The following is a 19,449-nucleotide window of genomic DNA, read 5'->3' as shown; positions in this document are numbered from 1 at the left end:
CAGCGATGGAGAGAACTTGATGGACGCCACTTCTTCCCTGACCGGCCCGCAAGCCCAAGACGCGGAAGGCTGGCCGCCGGCACGGCAAGCGTGGACGGCCGCGTTCCTGCTGATGGCGGCTTACACGTTGGCATTCGTCGACCGTCAGGCTCTCGCGCTGCTGGTGCAGCCCATCAAGGAAGACCTCGGCGCATCGGACACTGCCATGAGCCTTCTGTACGGGCTCAGTTTCACCATCTTCTATGTCCTGGTCGGAGTACCCGTGGCTTGGCTGGCGGACCGCTCCAACCGACGCAACATCATCGCTGTCTCGATCTTCGTATGGAGCCTTGCGACTGCCGCCTGCGGACTTGTGCGCAGCTATTCCGGGTTATTCATGGCTCGCGTGGCAGTCGGCACGGGCGAAGGCGGGCTCAGCCCGGCGGCTTATTCCATGTTGGCCGACTATTTTCCGAAAGAACGGCTCGCGATCGCGATGGGAATCTACAACATGGGCGTCTATTTCGGAGGCGCGGGCGCACTCATTTTGGGCGGACTGATTGCGGCACAGGTCCCTCCGGGCAGCGACATTGTCGTGCCGATCCTCGGTACGATGAAAGGTTGGCATATCATTTTCCTGCTGCTCGGCCTGCCGGGTGCGCTGCTTTCCCTCGCAATGTTCCTCGTGCGCGAGCCTCGTCGCCGTGGCAATTCCATCGGCAAACCGGTCACCCACGCCAGTCTGGGCGAGATACTCGCTCAACTCGGGCACCACGCACGGGCCTATTTCGGCATTATTGTCGGCTTCTCGCTGATGATCTTCGTCGGCAATGGTACCGGTGCCTGGATCCCGGCATTTCTTGAACGCAGCTACGGCATGTCGATCTCGGAAATCGGCGCGTCCTATGGGTGGATGGTTTTCTTCTGCGGCACCACGGGCGCTCTCAGCGGTGGATTCTGTGCCAGTTGGCTGCAGCGCCGCGGCTTTGCCAACGGTAACCTGCTAGCGGCCGTGCTGGGCTTTTCCGTACTCATTCCGCTGACAATCGGCTTTCCGCTCATGCCGACGGCGAGCCTTGCACTGGCCGGGATCGGCGCGATGAATTTCTTCGCCGGGTTCAATTTCGGCGGCGGCCTTGCAGCCCTTCAGGAGCTTACGCCAAACGGAATGCGGGCGCAGGTATCGGTCATCTACATGCTCGCGATCAACCTGATCGGCTCGACGCTCGGGCCTACGGCCGTAGCCTTGGTGACCGATTACATCTTCGCCGATCCCGGCCGCGTAGGCGAATCGATCTCGCTCGTCTGCGCGTTCGCATCGCCGATGGCTCTTGTTCTTCTTCTCATCGGCATGTCGGGATTGCGCGCTGCGCGCGCAGAACAATCCAAGGTCGAACTTGCCTGACGGGTTCGTGCGGGCTCCTGCCTCAACCACAATAGACGTGACCTCGGAGATGAATTCCATGCGCGCATTGAAGATTGGCCTGGCAGCCTTGCTTGCAGGCACAACGCTGGGTCCGACCTCAGCGACGGCAGCACAGCCACACTCGCAACCGTCACCCGCTGAAAGGCAAACCAGAACGCGTCCGAACGTCGTCGTCATACTTGTGGACGACCTTGCATGGACAGACGTTTCGGCAAACGGAGCCAGCACGATACAGACGCCCAACATCGACTCGATCGGCGCGGCGGGCGCAACATTCTCTGCTGGTTACGTGACGGCTTCCATCTGCTCGGTCAGTCGCGCCGGACTGCTCAGCGGCCGCGTCCCGGCGACATTCGGATTCATGTACAACATCACAGAGCGCGGAGCGGTCAACAAGGGCGCGGGGCTCCCCCTCGATGTGCCGACTTTGGCCGAAAGGTTGAAGCCGCTGGGTTACGATACCGCAGCCTTCGGCAAGTGGCACCAGGGAAGCACCCCGGAGTTCTATCCCACCCGTCGTGGGTTCGACGAGTTTTTCGGCTTCCTTGCTGGCGAGAGCATTTACGCGACGCCCGATACACCGGGCATCGTCACCACGCCTACGGCCTTCGACAAGTATCAGCCCGATAAACGTGAAGGCGCGCAACAGTTGTACGAAGGGCCGGAGATGGCCCCAGTCGCCCATCCGCATAAATATCTTACCGAGGACATCACCGAACACGCTGTCGACTTTATCGGTCGCAAGGCTGAAGGTGAGGATCCTTTTTTCCTTTACGTTGCCTATAATGCGCCGCACTGGCCATTGCAGGTGCCCCGTTCATATTACGATCGCCATTCCGAGATCAGCGATCCTGCACGGCGCACTTATGTCGCGATGATCGACGCGCTTGACGCGGGTATAGGCCAGATCCTCAAGGCACTCGACGACAAGGGTCTGCGCGACGACACGCTGATCGTCTTCCTCAGCGACAACGGGTGTCCAGTCCAATTCGGTTATTGCACGCAGACCCATCCCTGGGGCGGTGGGAAGTTCACCTATCTCGAAGGCGGAATGCGCGTGCCGTTCATGGCTGCCTGGCCCGGTCATATCGCGCCCGGACAGCATATCGCGGCACCGGTCAGTTCGCTCGACATCGTACCAACGGTTCTCGAGGCCGTGTCACCCAACAAGCCGCTGCCGAAAGAACTCGATGGGGTTGATCTGCTGGATACCCTCTCCGGCACTGCCCCCACGCAACGCTCCTTCGTCTGGGATCAAAGGCCGGTCCAGGCACTTCGGCATGGCCGCTACAAGTTGTGGCGCTCGCTCGACTGGAAGCAGACGAGGCTCTACGACATCGAAGCCGATCCTTGGGAGCGAACCGACCTGTCCGCCGAGCTACCGGAGGTAACTACGAAGCTGACCCGTGAACTGAACACGTTCGACGCCGCCTTGCCCGAACCCATGTGGCCCGTGCATTCAACAAGGGAGGTTGAGGTTATCGGCCGGAAGACGGAATTCGTCTACTGACCGGTCAGATCGCCTTCCGGCAGTGCGTGTGACCGATTTGCACGCGCACGATAGTCTCTCCGCCCTGACCTTGACAGGCCGGAGCGATACCAATAGCAATTTAGCGCTACACTATGGTATCTGGAGAACGGCATGCGTTCATCCGGAATGCGCTAGGCCGAAAAGTCCATGTGCGGTGATGCGGCTTTGGGACAGAGGAACGAATTAAGTGCCAGGATTTCGCAAACGCGATGTGCTCAAGGCGGGCGCAGCAGGAATGGCCATGGCGCTCATGCCAATCGGAGCGCGGGCCAGCAGCTACCGTAAACCCGTCGATCGGCGCGGCGCACCGAATCTGCTGCTGATCACGTCCGACGATGTGGACTGGTCCGCGCTCGGGTTCATGACCGGTCGCAAAGGACTGACCCCAAATCTCGACAAGCTGGCGGCACGCAGCCACGTCTTCGAGCAGGTGCGCACCGTTGCACCGATCTGCATGCCCTCGCGCCAGGCGATTATGAGCGGCAAGTTGCCGCACCGCAATGGCGGCAACGGATTCTTTCCGATGTTCGAAGGCACGCCGACTTTGTGCAGCGTTCTGGATGCGGCACAGTATTATTGCGCTGCAAGCCACAAGATCGGGCACATGCAACCCGCTTCGTCCTTTCCCTGGCGTAGCAGCGCGGAAGGAAAGGACCGGCACCCGCTGATCCACGCCGCGTTCCTGTCTTTGGCCATCACCGAGGCGCAGGCGCAGATGAAGCCGTTCTTCGTGAACTGCAACATCAACGATCCGCACCGGCCATTCTATGGCAGCCCGGTCGGTCTCGCGATGGACAACAACAACCAGGGTCCCTTCAAGATACCGCGAGAGCTCGGTGCGAACGATGTAGAAATTCCACCCAATCTCGACGACCTGCCGGACGTGCGCGAGGAACACGCCCAGTACTGGAATTCCGCCCAACGTCTGGACATTGCGGTAGGGCACATCCTGGATGCACTGGATGCAAGTGGCGAGGCGGCAAACACGATCGTCCTGTTCGTTGCCGACCACGGCATGCCAATGCCTTTTGCCAAGGCGACCTGCTACGATCACGGCATTCGCACACCCGTCATATTGAACTATCCGGGCATGGGAACACCGCGCCGGTTCGACAACCTCACCACCAACCTCGATATTCTGCCAACCTTGTGCGACCTGCTTGGCCAGGCGCCGCCTGAAGGCATCGATGGGGATTCATGGGTACCGATGCTGCAGGGCGGTCCAAGCCTCGATCGTCAATTCGTGACGTCCTTCGTCGACTACGTATCGAACGGGATGCATTATCCGATGCGGACCTTGCAGGATCGACGCTGGGCCTTTCTCGTGACGCCTTGGGCGGATGGCGGAAAGACGAAGTTCCGCGCCGAATCCATGTTCGGCCTGACCTGGCCGGCTATGGTGGAGCGGGCGAAGAACGATCCTGCGATGGCACGCCGGACGGCACAGTACACCGAGGGCTATCCCATGGCACTTTACGACCTCAGGAACGATCCCGGCCAGCGCCACAACCTAATCGATGCGCCCGAACACAAGGACCGTGTCGTGCGCATGAAGAAGCTCATGCTCGACGAAATGATCCGAACAGGGGACCCTCAACTCGAAAACTACCGTCGGATGCTGGCTGGCCAAGCCGCAGAAGTCGCGCAGAACCCCGAACGTTATCGATTGCGCCGCGACGATTGAGGTGACGCGCAAAAGGATAATTGAAAAGAAACGATAAATTCGATCAGGGGCATACCGTCTGCGATATACTGGCAGGGCTTGCTGCAAGAAGATTGGCTGCCAGCCCCGGCAAGCGTCTGCTCAATCGCGCGGCTGACCGTGAACGCAGGGCGTTCGCGAAGGGTCTAAAATCCTGCAGATACAATCGCAATCAGGTGCCTCGCCCGGCTTCTCGCCATGGCACCGGATGCAGCGATGCCCGCATCAATTCCAGAAATACCGTCGCTCGTCGGGACCTGCCATGCCGGGCCCCAAGCAGCGCCACGACATCTGCATCGGGGCACTGCCAATCGGGCAGGATACGCACCAGCCGTCCCGCCGCAATATCACCTGCAAGGTCCCACTCGGACCGGACAATAACGCCCAGTCCAGCCAACGCCCAGTTGCGCATGACGGCACCGTCGTTCGTTGCCATGACGGGCTTGATGCGAACCGTCGCCGGATCGCATTTCGCCTTTGTAAAGCGCCAGAGCGTGACGTCCTCGTTGTTCTCTCGCAGGGCCAGGCAACGATGCTGCTGCAAGTCGTCCGGCTCGATGATGGAAGGATGCTCCGCGATATAGGAAGGCGACGCGCAGGCGATGCGGTGATTGGGAGCCAAGGTCGTGACAATTCGGCCAACCGTATTCAGTGCACCGATGTGAATGACCAGATCCCAGCTGTCCGACGATAGCGTCGCCGGATGGTCCGACAGCTCCAGGGTCACGGTGGCTTCAGGATGCAGCCGGGCGAATTCACCGACTACGGGCCCAACGTAGTCCCGGCCGAAACCATAGGGCGCCGCAATCCGCAGCTTTCCCCGGACGGATGTGGATCTTCTCTCCAGTCGATCGTCCAGCCGCTCGATCGCATCGATAATGGCGGCGCCTTCGGCAGCAACAAGCTCGCCCTCGTCCGTCAGGACAAGTCCCCGCATGGATCTATCGATCAACCGCACGCCGATACGCTGTTCGATTGCCTTGAGCCTCTGGGTGACCGCCGGCGGCGAGACGTTCAGCTGGCGCGCCGCATCTGCCAGAGATGCAGACGCTGTGATGGTTCCGAAGAAGAGGAGGTCATCACTCGATAGCATTAATTTCAACCTTAATTGAATATGACAATATAATTAATTGAATGATGCGATGCAATCAATAGACTGATCGGCCTGAAACCACATCTGGACGCAAAGCGGAGCCCATCTTGCTGGAAGCATCACCCCAAGTCGGAGCCGACAGCTCCGGCCACACCCTGAAGGATGTCGGCACACCCTGCCTCATCCTCGATCTTGACCGAATGGATCGCAACGTTGCACGCCTTCGCTCACGCCTGGACACTCTGGGCGTCGCATTGCGCCCCCATCTGAAAACGACCAAGTCGGTCGACGCCGCAAGGCGTGTCATGACCACCGCAGCCGGTCCGGCGACGGTTTCGACCTTGAAGGAAGCGGAGCGTTTTGCCGCAGCCGGGGTTACCGACCTCACTTATGCGGTGGGCATTTCTCCCGACAAGATCGAGCGGGTCCTTGCCCTTCGCGCAAAAGGCGTCGATCTCGCGGTAACGCTGGACACGGTCGAACAGGCGCGCGCAGTTGCCGAGGCGTCGCGGCTGGCCGGTGACGCAATCCCTGCACTGATCGAGATTGACTGTGACGGGCACCGGTCTGGCGTCCTGCCCGGTGATGCAGCCCACCTCATCGCAATTGCGCGAGCACTGGAAGACGGTGCCACCCTGCGCGGCGTATTGACGCATGCCGGCGCCAGCTATGACGCCCGCGGCGACGACGCGCTTCGCGCCTGCGCTGAAGGTGAGCGTGCCGCCGCCGTTCAGGCCGCCACGATCTTGCGCGAAGCCGGCTTCGCATGCCCCGTCGTCAGCGTCGGCTCCACACCGACGGCCCACTTCGCACAGAACCTCGACGGCGTGACGGAAGTACGCGCCGGTGTGTTCGTTTTCTTCGATCTCGTCATGGCCGGCATCGGGGTCTGCAAGATTGACGACATTGCCGTCTCGGTGCTTGCGACAGTGATCGGTCACCAGCCCGAGAAGGGCTGGATCCTCGTCGATGCGGGCTGGATGGCCATGTCGCGTGACCGTGGAACCGCCAAGCAAGCGGTTGATCAGGGCTATGGCCTGGTCTGCGACATCGACGGCCAACCTTTGGGCGATCTGATCCTTGCCGACGCAAACCAGGAACACGGAATTCTCAAGGTGCGTCCCGGTTCGGCTTCACCCTTGCCCGACCTGCCGATCGGCACGCGCGTGCGAATTCTTCCCAACCACGCCTGTGCAACCGGTGCACAACATGACAGCTACCATGTCGTAAGGGGCAATGACGACAGGATCGAGGCCGTCTGGCCCCGCTTCGGAGGATGGTAATGCAGACAGTCGACGCAAGCAGCGCAGTTCCCAAGCCGATATCGACGGCCAATGCTCCCGCCGCCGGGGGACACTATTCACAAGGGGTGATCCACGCTGGGCAGGTCTATGTATCTGGCCAATTGCCGATCGAGCCCAATGGTACGCATCGCCCGGACGCGGATTTCGACAAGCAGGCACGGCTTGCGATCCGCAACATGCTCGCCGTTGTCCAAGCGGCGGGCAGTTCGATCGAGAATCTGGTCAAGGTAACGGTCTATCTGGTGGGCGTTGAAAACTGGCCTCGTTTCAATTCGATCTACGCTGAACTCCTGGGCGATGCCCGCCCCGCCCGTTCTGTGGTGCCAGTCCCGGAACTCCACTATGGCTATCTCGTCGAAATCGACGCAGTTGCAGCAATCGGTGACTGATTTTCTGCCCTTATAACGATGGTTTGAATAGCCCGCTCCAAGCACCTCTCGCACTCGTTCAGCACCCGTGCCCAGTCACGTTCGATGACCGAGAGGCAGCTTGGACCGGGGCATCTGTCATGGGCAGGGCCGGGCTGCGCAGACGATGCCTTGCCCGAGCTTCATTGGCGCTTGAGCGGTCAGAAGAAACCGTCAGGATTGCCAGGCAAGGCGCAGCACTTTTCTTTTGTGCGATACAACCCTGGCGAAGCATGCTAGGAGTCCCGTCATCGCAGTTGATTTCCTTAAGCGCCTGCGACTGAGAGACATCTTGGGCTCCCGCTTGTGACGAGGAGTCCGACGTGAGCACAAAATCAATCCAAACCAGTCTGTTAGCGAAGACCCGCACTTGAGGTCGAACCGCAAGACGACATCGCGCCTCTCGCAAGCCGCAGCGCGTCGGCAAGGCGAAGTAACCCAGTTCGCCATCACGGTGTTAGGGCGCGAGGCTGCGATCGAGTTCATGAACGCGAACAATACCATGCTCGGTGCGCGCCCCATCGACCTTGTCGTCGCGAGTGACGCTGGTCGTGCGCTTGTCGAAGGCGCTCTTTCCGAAACCAGTTCCCGAGACGCTGCTCCCGAACGGGAATAGCGCTCGCCACCCCAGGCAGGCCAGCCTGCAATCTGGCGACCCGAAGGGAAGCACCGCGGTTTTCGTGATGCCGACCTCGACTTCAAGGCCTCCGTCCCCAAGTTGGACGGAGGTCCTTTTTGCATGACCACATGCACGCCCTGCCGAGCAGGAGCCACAACCTGCACCGCACAGCCACAATTTCAGGACCTGCGGACCGACGCTGTCGTCCGACTGCGATCAGATCGCCAGTCTCCCCTGCGGGCACGAAGCAAGATCGAAACGCGCCAGCCCTTGATATGCCTGGCTTGTGATATGCTGAGCCTGGCGGTCGCTATTGGGCCGCTTCGCTGGGCGGCACCGGGGTCATCGGCGTGTCGGGCAGATCGACCGGAACGCCTGTTGCATCCGCATCCTGAACGATCAACTGCCCACCGCTCTCGTCCTTGACGTCCGCCTTGTACTCGGTCGGTTCCTTCGAACATGCGGCGATGGCAAGCAATGCGCCCGTGGCCAGCAATACCTTCGCTGCAAACGGGGATCTCACGTTATTCATGGCTCGTCTCCCTTTTTGGCCATGGTATCGCGCCGGTGATCATCGATACAAGTACATTGTTCTTATGCTCGCACCCGCAGCATTCACAAGGCCGGCGTCTGGCGACAGGCCTGCATCTGACGATCTTGCGTCTGATTGATGACAGGCAGAGTCGTTAGGGCAAAGAAAAACCCGGCCAGATCGACCGGGTTGAAAAGTTTGGGAGAGGATGCCTGAAAGGCCCGTCCTTTTTGTGCGCCGCAGCATTATTACGCAAGTGCGAAAAGCAACAGGCATGTTGCATTTCCTGCAACCGGCTACCCTCCGCGATTGCCCAAGCCGCCATTCCGGATCGGGCTCGATAGCCCTTCGCCCCAGCCTAGGCAGCCGCGGTCAGGCTGGCGGAGCTGGAAAAACGCTGGCGATATTCACCCGGGGTCAGGCCGACGATACGATTGAAGACGCGACGGAAAGCGGCGGCATCCTCATACCCCACCGACCAGGCAATCTGGTCGATAGAGCGTTTGGTGAACTCAAGCATTTCGCGCGCCTTGCCCACCCTGAGGTGCTGCACATACTCGATCGGACGCATACCCGTTGCGGCCTTGAAGCGACGCTGGAACGTCCTTTCTTCCAGATTTGCCATATCCGCCATGACGGAAGCTGCAACTGGCCGTCCCGACTTGCCCTGAAGCCAGTGCTGGACTTTCAGGATAGCCTCGTCGCCGTGAGTCAGGCGCGGCGCAAAATTGCTGTAGTAGCGCTGTTCACGGCCTGATGGATCGATCAGCCAGAACTTGCCGGTCTCCATCATGACGGTCGGGCCGAGCAGGCGATCAATCAGTCTCAGCCCCAGGTCGGTCCATGCCATCAGGCCGCCAGCGGTGATGATGTCACCGTCTTCGACGACGATCTTGTCCTCGGTGACCAGAATATCCGGAAAACGATCGCGCAATTGCTCGGCAAAGAACCAGTGCGTTGTCGCAGGCCGCCCCGATAGCAATCCGGTCGCGGCCAGCAGGAAAGCACCGCCGCAAGTCGAGGCCAAGGTGGCTCCGTGTCCGTGCCGGTCGAGCAACCAGCGAGCATAGGGGGCCGCTTCCTCTGCATCGGGTATTCCGGACAACCGCCCCGGCACGACGAGGATAGCGGGCGTCCCGTCCTTGCCCGGCCGGTTGTCGAAGCTGCGCCGGAAGGTGCCGTCCTCGCCCCTGGCCCAATGGCTCACCCGAAGGACAGGACCGCCGCGATCAGCCGAAATCGTCGACGCCACCGCGAGTAGATCGGTCATCCCGTGTACCATCGCCATCTGGCAATCGCGGTAGAGCATCAGGCCTACTTCGACACTCTCATTCGCATCGGTCATCTCGCAACTCCGTTGAAAGTGCAGATTGTCGGTTTCGGCACGCCTTATGTCGGTTCTGCCGATCCTGCGGCCGGGCAGATCGACCTATCTTTCGAAGCACAGGGCAGGACACGCCCCTCACCGCAAGAAAGGAAACATGTTATGGCTACCATGAAGACCAAGGACGGCACGAAGATTTTCTTCAAGGACTGGGGCAGCAAGGATGCACAGCCCATCGTTTTCTCGCACGGCTGGCCGCTTTCGGCCGATGTCTGGGACCCGCAGATGGCTTTTTTTGCCGGGCAGGGCTTCCGCACGATTGCCCATGACCGTCGCAGCCACGGCCGTTCGGACCAGGTCTGGGACAACAACACCATGGACCAGTATGCGGACGACCTTGCCGAACTGATCGAGACGCTGGACTTGCACGATGCGATCCTGGTCGGTCATTCCACCGGCGGCGGCGAGGTGACCCGCTATGTCGGGCGTCACGGCACGAAGAGGGTGGCAAAGGTTGCGCTGATCGGCGCGGTGCCTCCCCTGATGCTGAAGACCGAAGCCAATCCCGGCGGCCAGCCGATCGAAGCCTTCGACGCGATCCGCAAGGGTACCTTCGACAACCGCAGCCAGTTCTTTCTCGACGTGACAACGCCCTTCTACGGCTTCAACCGCGACGGTGCTTCGGTAAGCGAAGGGCTCAAGTTGGAATTCTGGCGCCAGGGCATGATGGGCGGCCTGAAGGGCCAGCTCGACTCGATCCGGGCATTTTCGGAGAGCGACTTCCATGAGGATCTCGCAAAGCTCGATCGACCCACGCTCGTCCTGCACGGCGATGACGACCAGATCGTCCCGATCGGCGCCTCCGCACTTGAAACGGTGAAGATCGTCAAGGACGCTGTCCTCATGATCTACAAAGGTGCCGATCACGGCCTGACCCAAACCCATCAGGACCGGTTCAACGCCGACCTGCTCGATTTCATCCGAGAGTGACTGCCGGGGCGGCGGATGCCGCCCCCCTTCCCCCACGTTACCCGCCATCAGAAAGGTATTCGACATGACCAAGCAGACATATCTCGTTACCGGCGCATCGGACGGTATCGGCGCCGTCTATGCCGATCGTCTTGCCCGCAATGGCCACGATCTCGTTCTCGTCGCCCGTCGCGCTGACCGCCTCGCCCAGTTGGCCGAGCGACTGCAACGCGAGACCGGCGTAGAAGTCGAGGTCCTCGCAGCCGACCTTTCGAATGCTGAAGAACTCGCCGGCATCGAAAGGCGCCTGCGTGAAGACTCGCGAATTACCGGTCTCGTCAACAATGCCGGGATCGCGGGCGAAACCCGATTCCTCGAGGCTGACATCGACCACCTGACAACGATGATCGACCTCAACGTCCTTGCCGTCACGCGGCTCAGTGCGGCAGTGGCGCCACGCCTGGCGGCGGCAGGCAACGGCACGATCGTCAACATCACTTCGGTGACGGCACTGATGCCTGCCAGTTTCACGGCGACCTATCCGGCAACCAAGGCTTACGTGCTGGCCTTCACCGAAGCCCTGGCGGCCGAACTCGGTCCTCATGGCGTGAAAGTTCAAGCGGTTTTGCCCGGTATCACCCGAACCCCGATCTGGACCGAGGAGCAACTCGCCGGTCTCGACCCGGAAATGGTCATGGATGTCGAAGACATGGTCGATGCAGCCATGGCCGGACTGCGCATGGGAGAAACGATCACAATTCCCGCGCTGCCCAACTCCGGCGACCTTGACGACTATCTCTCTGCACGCACTGCGCTCCACCCCAACCTGTCCCGGCGCCAGCCTGCCGCACGCTACCTTGCTTGAAGCGTGCTGACGCCAAGGGCGCAGATAGTCTGAGCACAATGAACTAGCGCAGGACGCGAACGGCCCTCCGTCTCAACCGGCCCATGCAAGGCATGACTGGACGAGACGGAGGGCAATCACTATGTACCACTCGGTATGGAATGCTCAGCTTCAACCAAGACACGCGGCCGTCCGCGGGAATTCGATCCCGAGGAAGCGCTGGCAAGCGCCCTGCGCGTGTTTTGGAAGCACGGCTACGAAGGCGCCTCCATGGCCGAGCTTACCGAGGCCATGGGCATTACCAAGCCCAGCCTCTATGCCTGTTTCGGCAACAAGGAAGCCCTCTTCAAGAAGGCCCTCGATCTCTACGAGCGCGACAAGCTCTGCTATATCAAGACGTCGCTGGATGCGCCAACGGCACGCGAAGTGGCGAATCGCATCCTGCGCGGTGCGGTGAAGACTCACTGCGGCGACAGCGACCCGCAAGGCTGCATGGGCGTCATCAGTTCGGTGGCCTGCACCACAGAGGCAGAATCGATCCGTAAGGAAGTCGTGGCACGCCGCGCCTCCTCCGAAGCAGCCGTCGTCGAGCGCTTCGAAAGGGCCAAGGCCGAAGGCGACCTTCCCGAAAACGTCGATGCAAAAGCGCTGGCCCAGTGCCTGCTGACGGTCCTTCAGGGCCTCTCGGTCAAGGCTCAGGTCGGCGCTGAGCGCAAGGATCTCGATGCAGTCGTCGATACTTTCCTGACCATGTGGCCCGGTCGCTGACACGTCCATTCGACCGGTAAGCCGAAGCTAAAATCACAGAAATTCCTGCTTCACCACAAGCTTGCAGGCCCCAAAGGAATAGTTTACCGGTCAGTATAGAATGCGCTTGACGGAATTGCGCATCGCAATATATACCATGCAGTACAGAACGCAGTCCCCCGACTCACCGCAAGGAAGTCTGATGACTGCAATTGCCAAACCGGTTCCCCCCGGCTGAATTCCGGTGCCCTCCGCTCCCCCCGCGGGTGGCCTCCGACACTTTAAACCCAAGCCAGCTGCCATGAAGGGCGCGCATGCCCGTCTGTGCGGAAGGCTGAATGCATCTAGATTTCCCGGCCCCTTTGCGCCGGGAACGGGCCGGCGCGCGCCTTCTTTCCCCCCGCCCCTCGGGGCGCGCGCCGGTCGTTTCAGGGAGTACAACCATGGCCTTCATCGATTTCACCGATGCGGCGCCGGAGGCACTGTCGGCGCCTGCCGACAGGTCCGTACAGGAAGCCCGGCGTTACCTCTCGGTATCCGCACTGTCCGACCTCGAGCACCGCATCGTCGAACTGGCTCGCAGCGACAGCCTCGAAACACTGCGTCCGCAGCGCAAGCGGTCCTGGCTCGCACGGCTGATACTCGGCCCGCAACCGATCTCGCCGGTCCTTGCCAACGAACGGCTCGAGGCCCTGCGCAGGCTGGCCGTGCAGGCCTGGCACAAGGGCTTCACACTCCCGGTTTCTGCCGTGCGGGACGCTCAGGCCGCCGGCTACAGCGAGGCGCAGGTCGGCGCCGTCATCGATACCATCGGGCGCAAGCGCGCCCCGTTCCGGAGGCTGGCTGCGTGAATTTCCCTGCGAAGATCGACATTCCCGAACAGTCCTTCCTTGCCTCGGGCGAGCGTCACGCACGCACCCGGCAGCGGAAGCGTTTCGCCGCGTTTGCCGGTATCGTTGCACTGGCTGGAGCCGGAATCGGATGGAACCTGCTTCACGACAGCAAGGCCGAGGCGGTGGCGATGCCTGTCCCCCAGGTCCAGGCTGCCAATCCGCTGGTGCGCGACGTAACGCAGTGGGACGACTACGTCGGCCGCTTCGCGCCCAGCCAATCGGTCGAAGTGCGTCCGCGCGTATCCGGGGCGATTACCCGGATCTACTTCAAGGACGGCGAATTCGTCCGCAAGGGCCAGCCGCTTTTCACCGTCGACCAGCGGCCATACCGTGCCGCCCTTGCCGAGGCTCAGGCAAACGTCGCCGCGGCACGCAGCGCTTTGGCACTGGCCCGCTCCGACTACGATCGCGTGGCCGGGCTGACAGGAGACGAGGCCATGGCCGCCAGCGAAGTAGACCAGCTTCGCACCCGCATGCGTTCGGCGCAGGCGGCACTGGCCGCCGCCCTGGCCCGCGAACGGCAGCGCGCGCTCGAGGTGGAGTTCACCACAGTGCGCGCGCCGATCTCCGGCCGCATCTCGGACCGGCGCGTCGATATCGGCAACCTCGTCTCCGGCGACAACAACGCCAACGCAACGCTGCTGACCACGATCAATGCCGTCGACCCGATCTATTTCACTTTCGATGCTTCCGAAGCGCTGTTCCTCAAGGCCCGGCGCGAGCAGGAAGCGAGCCATGCCCCCGCACGCGTGCAGGTGCGCCTGCAGGACGAAGCCGAATACAAGTGGAACGGCAAACTCGACTTCACCGACAACGGTCTCGACCCACGCTCGGGCACGATCCGGGTCCGCGCCGTACTCGACAATCCCAACGGCTTCCTTACCCCGGGCATGTTCGGCAACATGCGCCTCGCTGAAAGCGGAAAGACCCGAGCCCTGCTGGTGCCTGACGATGCGGTGCAGACCGATCAGGCACGCAAGGTGGTGCTGACCGTCAACAACGACGGGACGGTCGCTGCCAAGCCGGTCGAACTCGGCCCGCTGGTCGACGGCCTGCGGGTGATCCGTTCGGGCCTTTCCAAGGACGACCGCGTCGTGATCTCGAACTATCAGGCCGCCGTCACCGGCACCAAGGTCGAGACCCGCAGGGGCATGATCGCGGCCAATACGCATACGATCACCGCCCCGGGCGCATCGGTGCCGATGGCCTCGCAGGCGACCCTCAACAACTGATCCACCCGTAACGGGGACGCGATCGCCCCAGGCACGCGTCCCCCTAGCAGGGGCACATTATCATGCGATTTTCCCGGTTCTTCATCGACCGGCCGATCTTCGCAGGCGTCATCGCGGTGATCATCACCGTGGTGGGGGCGCTTGCGTTCATCGGCCTTCCCGTCACCCAGTACCCCGACATCGTCCCGCCCACCGTTACGGTGAGCGCGCAATATCCCGGCGCCTCCGCCGAAACCGTAGCCGACACTGTCGCCGCGCCGATCGAACAGGAGATCAACGGCGTCGACGACATGCTCTACATGGATTCTCAGTCGACCGGCGACGGCAAGGTGACGATCACCGTTACCTTCAAGATCGGCACCGATCTCGATGCCGCGCAGGTTCTCGTGCAGAACCGCGTTGCCGTGGCGACCCCGCGCTTGCCACAGGAAGTGCAGCAACTCGGTGTCGTCACCCGCAAGTCCTCGCCCGACTTCCTGATGGTGGTGAACCTGCAGTCGCCCGACGGCACGTTCGATCGCGACTACCTTTCGAACTATGCCCTGACCCAGGTAAAGGACAAGCTGGCCCGCATCGACGGCGTGGGCGATGTGCGCCTGTTCGGCGCGCGCGACTACGGCATGCGGATATGGATCGATCCGGGCAAGGCAGCCGCGCTGGACCTAACCGCGGGCGAAATCGTCTCGGCCCTGCGCGCGCAGAACGTGCAGGTTTCCTCCGGCGCGCTCGGCCAACCGCCGTTCGACACCGGCAACGCCTACCAGATCGGCGTGGAACTGCAGGGCCGCCTGAAGACGCCCGAGCAGTTCGGCGATGTCATCGTGCGCACCGATGCGGACGGCCGGCAGGTGCGCGTGGGCGACGTCGCCCGGGTCGAACTCGGCGCACAGGACTACACGACCAACACTTATCTTTCGGGCAATCCGACCGTAGTCATGGCCGTAATGCAACGCCCGGGTTCGAACGCGCTCGATTCCGCGCAGGCGGTTCGCGCGCAGATGGACGAGCTCTCCAAGTCGTTCCCGCAGGGCCTGGAATATTCGGTGATCTACAATCCCACCGAATTCATCGGCCAGTCGATCGACGCGGTCTATCACACCCTGCTCGAGGCAGTGGTGCTGGTCGTCCTCGTCATCCTTGTCTTCCTGCAGAACTGGCGCGCGGCGGTCATCCCCATCGTGGCCATCCCGGTGTCGCTGATCGGCACCGCCATCATGCTCGCGGCGGTCGGCTATTCGCTCAACAATCTCTCGCTCTTCGGCATGGTACTCGCGATCGGCATTGTCGTCGATGACGCCATCGTCGTGGTCGAGAACGTCGAACGTTACATCGAGGAAGGGATGCGCCCGATCGACGCCGCCCGCCGCTCGATGGACGAAGTTTCCGGCGCGCTTGTCGCCATCGTCCTGGTGCTCTGCGCGGTCTTCGTGCCCACCCTGTTCATCTCCGGCATATCGGGGGCGTTCTACAAGCAGTTTGCCGTCACGATCTCGACCGCAACGGCGATCTCGCTGCTGATCTCGCTCACACTGTCGCCGGCACTGGCGGCGATCCTGCTGCGCGAACGCCATGCCCTGCCCGACGATGCACCGCGCTGGAAGCGCGCACTGCATTCCGCAGCCGACCGCTTCAATCGCGGGTTCGAACGGATGAGCACAGCCTATGCGGGGCTTACCTTGCGCCTCGTCAGAAAGCCGGTGCGCATGATGGCAACCTACGGCGCGCTCATTGCCGCGACTGTCGGCCTGTTCTGGGCAACCCCGACCGGCTTCGTGCCGCAACAGGACCAAGGCTATTTCATGGCGGCGATCTTCCTGCCGCCCGGTTCCTCGCTGTCGCGAACCGATGCAGCAACCCAGGAAGTCGCCAGGCGCATCCTTCCGGTCAAGGGCCTGCGCGGCGCGGTGATGTTTGCCGGCTTCCACGGCCCCTCGCGCACGGCTGCCCCCGATGCCGCCGCCATCTACTTCCCGTTCAAGAGCTTCGAGGAGCGCAAGAAGCTGGGCGTCACCTACGCCGGGATCATGGAACAGGCGCAAGCCGCGCTGAAGGGCTTCGACAAGGCACAGGTCCTGCTGCTGCCCCCGCCAACCATCAACGGCATCGTCCCTCCCGGCGGCTATCGGATGATCGTGGAGGACAAGGACGGGCGCGGCTATGCCGAGCTGGCAAAAGCCGCAGGCGCGATGATCGCGCAGGCGAACCAGACGCCCGAACTGAAGCAGGTCTATACCCTGTTCAACCTCAACACCCCGCGCGTCTATGCCGATGTCGACCGGCGCAAGGCGGACATGCTGGGCGTCCCTCCCGAACGCGTGTTCGAAGCGCTGCAGGTCTATCTCGGCTCCGCCTTCGTCAACGACTTCAACCTGCTGGGCCGTACCTATCGCGTCACTGCACAGGCGGATTCACCCTATCGCGGGACGACGGCAGACATTGCCAACCTCAAGACCCGCTCGAACTCGGGCGCGATGGTGCCGATCGGTTCGGTCGCGACCTTCGAGGACAAGACCGGCCCCTACCGTGTCGTGCGCTACAACCTGCAGCGCGCGGTCGAAGTCGACGGAAGCGTCGCACCAGGCTTTTCGACCGGACAGGCGCTGACGACGATGGAGCGCATCGCCGACGATACGCTGCCGGCAGGTTACGGCCACGAATGGACCGGCATCGCCTTCCAGCAGACCAGCGCCGGCAATACAGCCGGTGTCGTCTTCGGTATGGCCGTACTGTTCGTCTTCCTTGTCCTTGCAGCGCAGTATGAGAGCCTGACCCTGCCGCTGGCGATCATCCTGATCGTGCCGATGTGCCTGTTTGCGGCCATGCTGGGTGTCGACATCAGGGGCATGGATAACAACATCCTGACCCAGATCGGCCTCGTGGTCCTGATCGCGCTGGCAGCCAAGAACGCAATCCTCGTGGTTGAATTCGCCAGGCAGGCCGAGGACGAACAGGGCATGTCGCCGGTCGAGGCCGCCGTCTTTGCCGCGCGCACCCGCCTGCGTCCGATCCTGATGACCAGCTTCGCCTTCATCCTGGGCGCCGTGCCGCTGGTGATCGCGCAGGGCGCAGGGGCGGAACTGCGACAGGCACTGGGCACCGCCGTGTTCTTCGGCATGGTCGGCGTCACCGGCTTCGGCCTGCTGTTCACCCCGACCTTCTATGTCGTGTGCCGCGCACTTGGCGAGCGGCTGCGCCGCAAACCTTCAGCCGGTTCGCAGGAGAACTATCCCCTGCCCGCCCCGGCGGAGTGAAAGGAGTTACCCCGATGAATGCACGCCATCTCCTTGCCGCATTGCTTGCCGCGACCAGCCTCGCGGCCTGCGCTGCCGGGCCCGACTATGTAGCGCCTGCGCCTCCTGCGCGTGCCGAAGCCGACTTCATCGGCGCGGCGTCACCCGAAGTGGCGACGAGCCCGGCGCAGGCCGACTGGTGGCGGCTCTATGACGATCCGGTGCTCGACGCACTCGTCTCCGATGCCCTGGCAGCCAATACCGATATCAGGGTGGCGGTCGCCCGGATCGAGCGAGCGCGGGCCAGCCTGCGCGGCACGCGTTCGCAGATCCTGCCCCAGACCTCCATCGAGGGCTCGGGGACTTACGGCCGGGCATCGCAAGCGCGCACCCTGCCCGGTGCGGATCGGGAAGGAAGAACAGTCGACGCCGGGCTCTCGGTATCATACGAGGTGGACCTGTTCGGCCGGGTTTCGCGCGGGATCGAGGCATCGCGCGCAGGCCTCGGTGCCGCGCAGGAAGATGCCGATGCCGTGCGGGTCACGGTCGTGGCCGACACCGTCCGCGCCTATGTCGATGCCGCCAGTTATGCCGAGCAGCTTGCCGTCGCGCAGCGCACGGTCGACCTGCTCGACCGCTCGGTGCGCATCACCGGCGCGCGTTTCGAACGCGGTCTCAACCAGAAGCTCGATGTCATCCGCGTCACGCAGCTACGCGATGAACAGGCCGCGGCGATCCCGGCGTTCCAGGCCCAGCGCGATGCGGCCCTCTTCCGCCTGGCAACCCTCACCGGCAAGACCCCGCAGGACCTCCCCGCGGCCGCACGCGAACGCCGCACGACACCTGACGTAACCCAGCCTATCCCGGTAGGCGATGGCCGGGCGCTGCTTGCCCAACGTCCCGACGTCAGGGCCGCAGAGCGCCGTCTCGCCGCCGATACAGCCCGCATCGGCGTCGCCACCGCCGACCTCTATCCACGCATCACGCTGGGCGGATCGGTCGGAACCACTGCGGTGGGCGCGACCGACATCTTTGCAGGTGGACCATTGCGATGGCTGCTGGGACCGCTGATCTCGTGGGCCTTCCCCAACCAGGAAGCGATCCGCGCCCGGATCGGCGAAGCGAAGGCCGATACCAAGGCAGACCTTGCCGCCTTCGACGGCACTGTCCTGCATGCCCTTGAAGAAACCGAGACGGCACTCTCGGCCTACCGCAATGCCCTGCTGCACAAACAACAGCTGGCATCGGCACGAGAAGCCGCGGACCGCGCCGCGCAAGTAAGCATCGCCCGCCAGAGCCGCGGTCAGATCGACGCGCTCGACGTCCTCGACGCACAGCGCACCCTCGCCCAGTCCGAAGCCGCCTACGCACAGGCGACACAGGGTGTGGCCCGCGCCCAAGTCGATCTCTTCCGCGCCCTTGGCGGCACCTGGCAGGACAGACCGCACGCAATTACATCGGCAGCGCCATGACCGCGCCGGAATGGGGATTGCGGCTCAGAAGGCATTTCCATAGGCGCGGATCAAATGTCTGATCGCAAATTACGGGAACCCGTGTCGATTTCGTGCGTTAGCGCGCAGTCGACACAGGGGATTTCTCGATGCAATCGTCAGGTAC

The 19,449-nt window shown here is 62.5% G+C and carries 16 protein-coding genes; 13 read left to right on the top strand and 3 right to left on the bottom strand.

What is annotated here, in order from left to right:
* The first annotated feature begins 19 nt into the window (after window positions 1-19).
* From B5483_RS13100 to B5483_RS13090, 3 genes are all read left to right on the top strand, one after another.
* Window positions 20-1,384 (top strand): MFS transporter, encoded by a 1,365-nt coding sequence (locus B5483_RS13100; RefSeq protein ID WP_079730654.1) that lies wholly within the window; start codon window positions 20-22, stop codon window positions 1,382-1,384.
* Window positions 1,385-1,442: 58 nt separating this feature from the next.
* Complete coding sequence (locus B5483_RS13095) at window positions 1,443-2,915, top strand: sulfatase family protein (protein WP_245829152.1); 1,473 nt, start codon at window positions 1,443-1,445, stop codon at window positions 2,913-2,915.
* A 208-nt stretch (window positions 2,916-3,123) separates the two neighbouring features.
* Window positions 3,124-4,620, top strand: coding sequence for a sulfatase family protein (locus tag B5483_RS13090; protein ID WP_079730652.1), 1,497 nt, complete (start codon window positions 3,124-3,126; stop codon window positions 4,618-4,620).
* Window positions 4,621-4,810: 190 nt separating this feature from the next.
* On the opposite strand, the gene B5483_RS13085 is transcribed toward B5483_RS13090, so the two are convergent.
* On the bottom strand, window positions 4,811-5,731 hold the full coding sequence (locus tag B5483_RS13085; RefSeq protein ID WP_079730651.1) for a LysR family transcriptional regulator: 921 nt from the start codon (window positions 5,729-5,731) through the stop codon (window positions 4,811-4,813).
* Window positions 5,732-5,931: 200 nt separating this feature from the next.
* On the opposite strand from B5483_RS13085, the gene B5483_RS13080 reads away from it, so the two are divergent.
* The 3 genes from B5483_RS13080 to B5483_RS13070 all read left to right on the top strand — a co-directional run bounded on the left by B5483_RS13080 (window position 5,932) and on the right by B5483_RS13070 (window position 8,058).
* Window positions 5,932-7,014 carry a DSD1 family PLP-dependent enzyme gene (locus B5483_RS13080; protein ID WP_176168050.1) on the top strand — a complete coding sequence of 361 codons (1,083 nt, stop codon included), beginning with the start codon at window positions 5,932-5,934 and terminating at the stop codon, window positions 7,012-7,014.
* Entirely contained in the window at window positions 7,014-7,424 is a 411-nt protein-coding gene (locus tag B5483_RS13075; protein ID WP_425435041.1) for a RidA family protein, read from the top strand. The genes B5483_RS13080 and B5483_RS13075 overlap by 1 nt, the downstream gene beginning before the upstream one ends.
* 388 nt (window positions 7,425-7,812) lie before the next feature.
* A complete protein-coding gene (locus tag B5483_RS13070; protein WP_079730648.1) occupies window positions 7,813-8,058 on the top strand; it encodes a DUF2384 domain-containing protein in 246 nt (81 codons plus the stop codon).
* 313 nt (window positions 8,059-8,371) lie between these two features.
* Here the strand turns inward: B5483_RS13070 and B5483_RS13065 are convergent, their stop codons facing one another.
* Window positions 8,372-8,593 (bottom strand): hypothetical protein, encoded by a 222-nt coding sequence (locus tag B5483_RS13065; protein WP_054946081.1) that lies wholly within the window; start codon window positions 8,591-8,593, stop codon window positions 8,372-8,374.
* Window positions 8,594-8,951: 358 nt separating this feature from the next.
* Window positions 8,952-9,938, bottom strand: coding sequence for a GlxA family transcriptional regulator (locus tag B5483_RS13060; RefSeq protein WP_054946080.1), 987 nt, complete (start codon window positions 9,936-9,938; stop codon window positions 8,952-8,954).
* Between the two features lie 141 nt (window positions 9,939-10,079).
* Here B5483_RS13060 and B5483_RS13055 point away from each other — a divergent pair, with 141 nt between their 5' ends.
* The 7 genes from B5483_RS13055 to B5483_RS13025 all read left to right on the top strand — a co-directional run bounded on the left by B5483_RS13055 (window position 10,080) and on the right by B5483_RS13025 (window position 19,304).
* The gene (locus tag B5483_RS13055; RefSeq protein WP_079730728.1) at window positions 10,080-10,907 is read left to right on the top strand and encodes an alpha/beta fold hydrolase; all 828 of its coding nucleotides are present in this window, start codon (window positions 10,080-10,082) and stop codon (window positions 10,905-10,907) included.
* 64 nt (window positions 10,908-10,971) lie between these two features.
* Entirely contained in the window at window positions 10,972-11,751 is a 780-nt protein-coding gene (locus B5483_RS13050; protein WP_054946079.1) for an SDR family NAD(P)-dependent oxidoreductase, read from the top strand.
* A 135-nt stretch (window positions 11,752-11,886) separates the two neighbouring features.
* Entirely contained in the window at window positions 11,887-12,498 is a 612-nt protein-coding gene (locus tag B5483_RS13045) for a TetR/AcrR family transcriptional regulator (protein ID WP_054946078.1), read from the top strand.
* Window positions 12,499-12,920: 422 nt separating this feature from the next.
* Window positions 12,921-13,328, top strand: coding sequence for a hypothetical protein (locus tag B5483_RS13040; protein WP_079730647.1), 408 nt, complete (start codon window positions 12,921-12,923; stop codon window positions 13,326-13,328).
* Window positions 13,325-14,602, top strand: coding sequence for an efflux RND transporter periplasmic adaptor subunit (locus tag B5483_RS13035; protein ID WP_176168037.1), 1,278 nt, complete (start codon window positions 13,325-13,327; stop codon window positions 14,600-14,602). Before B5483_RS13040 ends, B5483_RS13035 begins: the two co-directional genes overlap by 4 nt.
* Before the next feature lie 62 nt (window positions 14,603-14,664).
* Entirely contained in the window at window positions 14,665-17,853 is a 3,189-nt protein-coding gene (locus B5483_RS13030; protein ID WP_079730646.1) for an efflux RND transporter permease subunit, read from the top strand.
* A 14-nt stretch (window positions 17,854-17,867) separates the two neighbouring features.
* Window positions 17,868-19,304: an efflux transporter outer membrane subunit gene (locus B5483_RS13025; protein WP_079730645.1), complete on the top strand. Its 1,437-nt coding sequence runs from the start codon at window positions 17,868-17,870 to the stop codon at window positions 19,302-19,304.
* Window positions 19,305-19,449 lie beyond the last annotated feature (145 nt).

Source organism: Novosphingobium mathurense (assembly GCF_900168325.1).
In the GTDB taxonomy this organism is placed as follows: Bacteria; Pseudomonadota; Alphaproteobacteria; order Sphingomonadales; family Sphingomonadaceae; genus Novosphingobium; species Novosphingobium mathurense.
This window is presented reverse-complemented; position numbering and strand designations above follow the sequence as displayed.

What these genes read in the sequence shown, in the direction of transcription:
- B5483_RS13100 (WP_079730654.1), top strand. Translation starts at nt 20, where the DNA reads ATGGACGCCACTTCTTCCCTGACCGGCCCGCAAGCCCAAGACGCGGAA.
- B5483_RS13095 (WP_245829152.1), top strand. Translation starts at nt 1,443, where the DNA reads ATGCGCGCATTGAAGATTGGCCTGGCAGCCTTGCTTGCAGGCACAACG.
- B5483_RS13085 (WP_079730651.1), bottom strand. Translation starts at nt 5,731, where the DNA reads ATGCTATCGAGTGATGACCTCCTCTTCTTCGGAACCATCACAGCGTCT.
- B5483_RS13080 (WP_176168050.1), top strand. Translation starts at nt 5,932, where the DNA reads ATGGATCGCAACGTTGCACGCCTTCGCTCACGCCTGGACACTCTGGGC.
- B5483_RS13075 (WP_425435041.1), top strand. Translation starts at nt 7,014, where the DNA reads ATGCAGACAGTCGACGCAAGCAGCGCAGTTCCCAAGCCGATATCGACG.
- B5483_RS13065 (WP_054946081.1), bottom strand. Translation starts at nt 8,593, where the DNA reads ATGAATAACGTGAGATCCCCGTTTGCAGCGAAGGTATTGCTGGCCACG.
- B5483_RS13060 (WP_054946080.1), bottom strand. Translation starts at nt 9,938, where the DNA reads ATGACCGATGCGAATGAGAGTGTCGAAGTAGGCCTGATGCTCTACCGC.
- B5483_RS13055 (WP_079730728.1), top strand. Translation starts at nt 10,080, where the DNA reads ATGGCTACCATGAAGACCAAGGACGGCACGAAGATTTTCTTCAAGGAC.
- B5483_RS13050 (WP_054946079.1), top strand. Translation starts at nt 10,972, where the DNA reads ATGACCAAGCAGACATATCTCGTTACCGGCGCATCGGACGGTATCGGC.
- B5483_RS13045 (WP_054946078.1), top strand. Translation starts at nt 11,887, where the DNA reads ATGGAATGCTCAGCTTCAACCAAGACACGCGGCCGTCCGCGGGAATTC.
- B5483_RS13040 (WP_079730647.1), top strand. Translation starts at nt 12,921, where the DNA reads ATGGCCTTCATCGATTTCACCGATGCGGCGCCGGAGGCACTGTCGGCG.
- B5483_RS13030 (WP_079730646.1), top strand. Translation starts at nt 14,665, where the DNA reads ATGCGATTTTCCCGGTTCTTCATCGACCGGCCGATCTTCGCAGGCGTC.
- B5483_RS13025 (WP_079730645.1), top strand. Translation starts at nt 17,868, where the DNA reads ATGAATGCACGCCATCTCCTTGCCGCATTGCTTGCCGCGACCAGCCTC.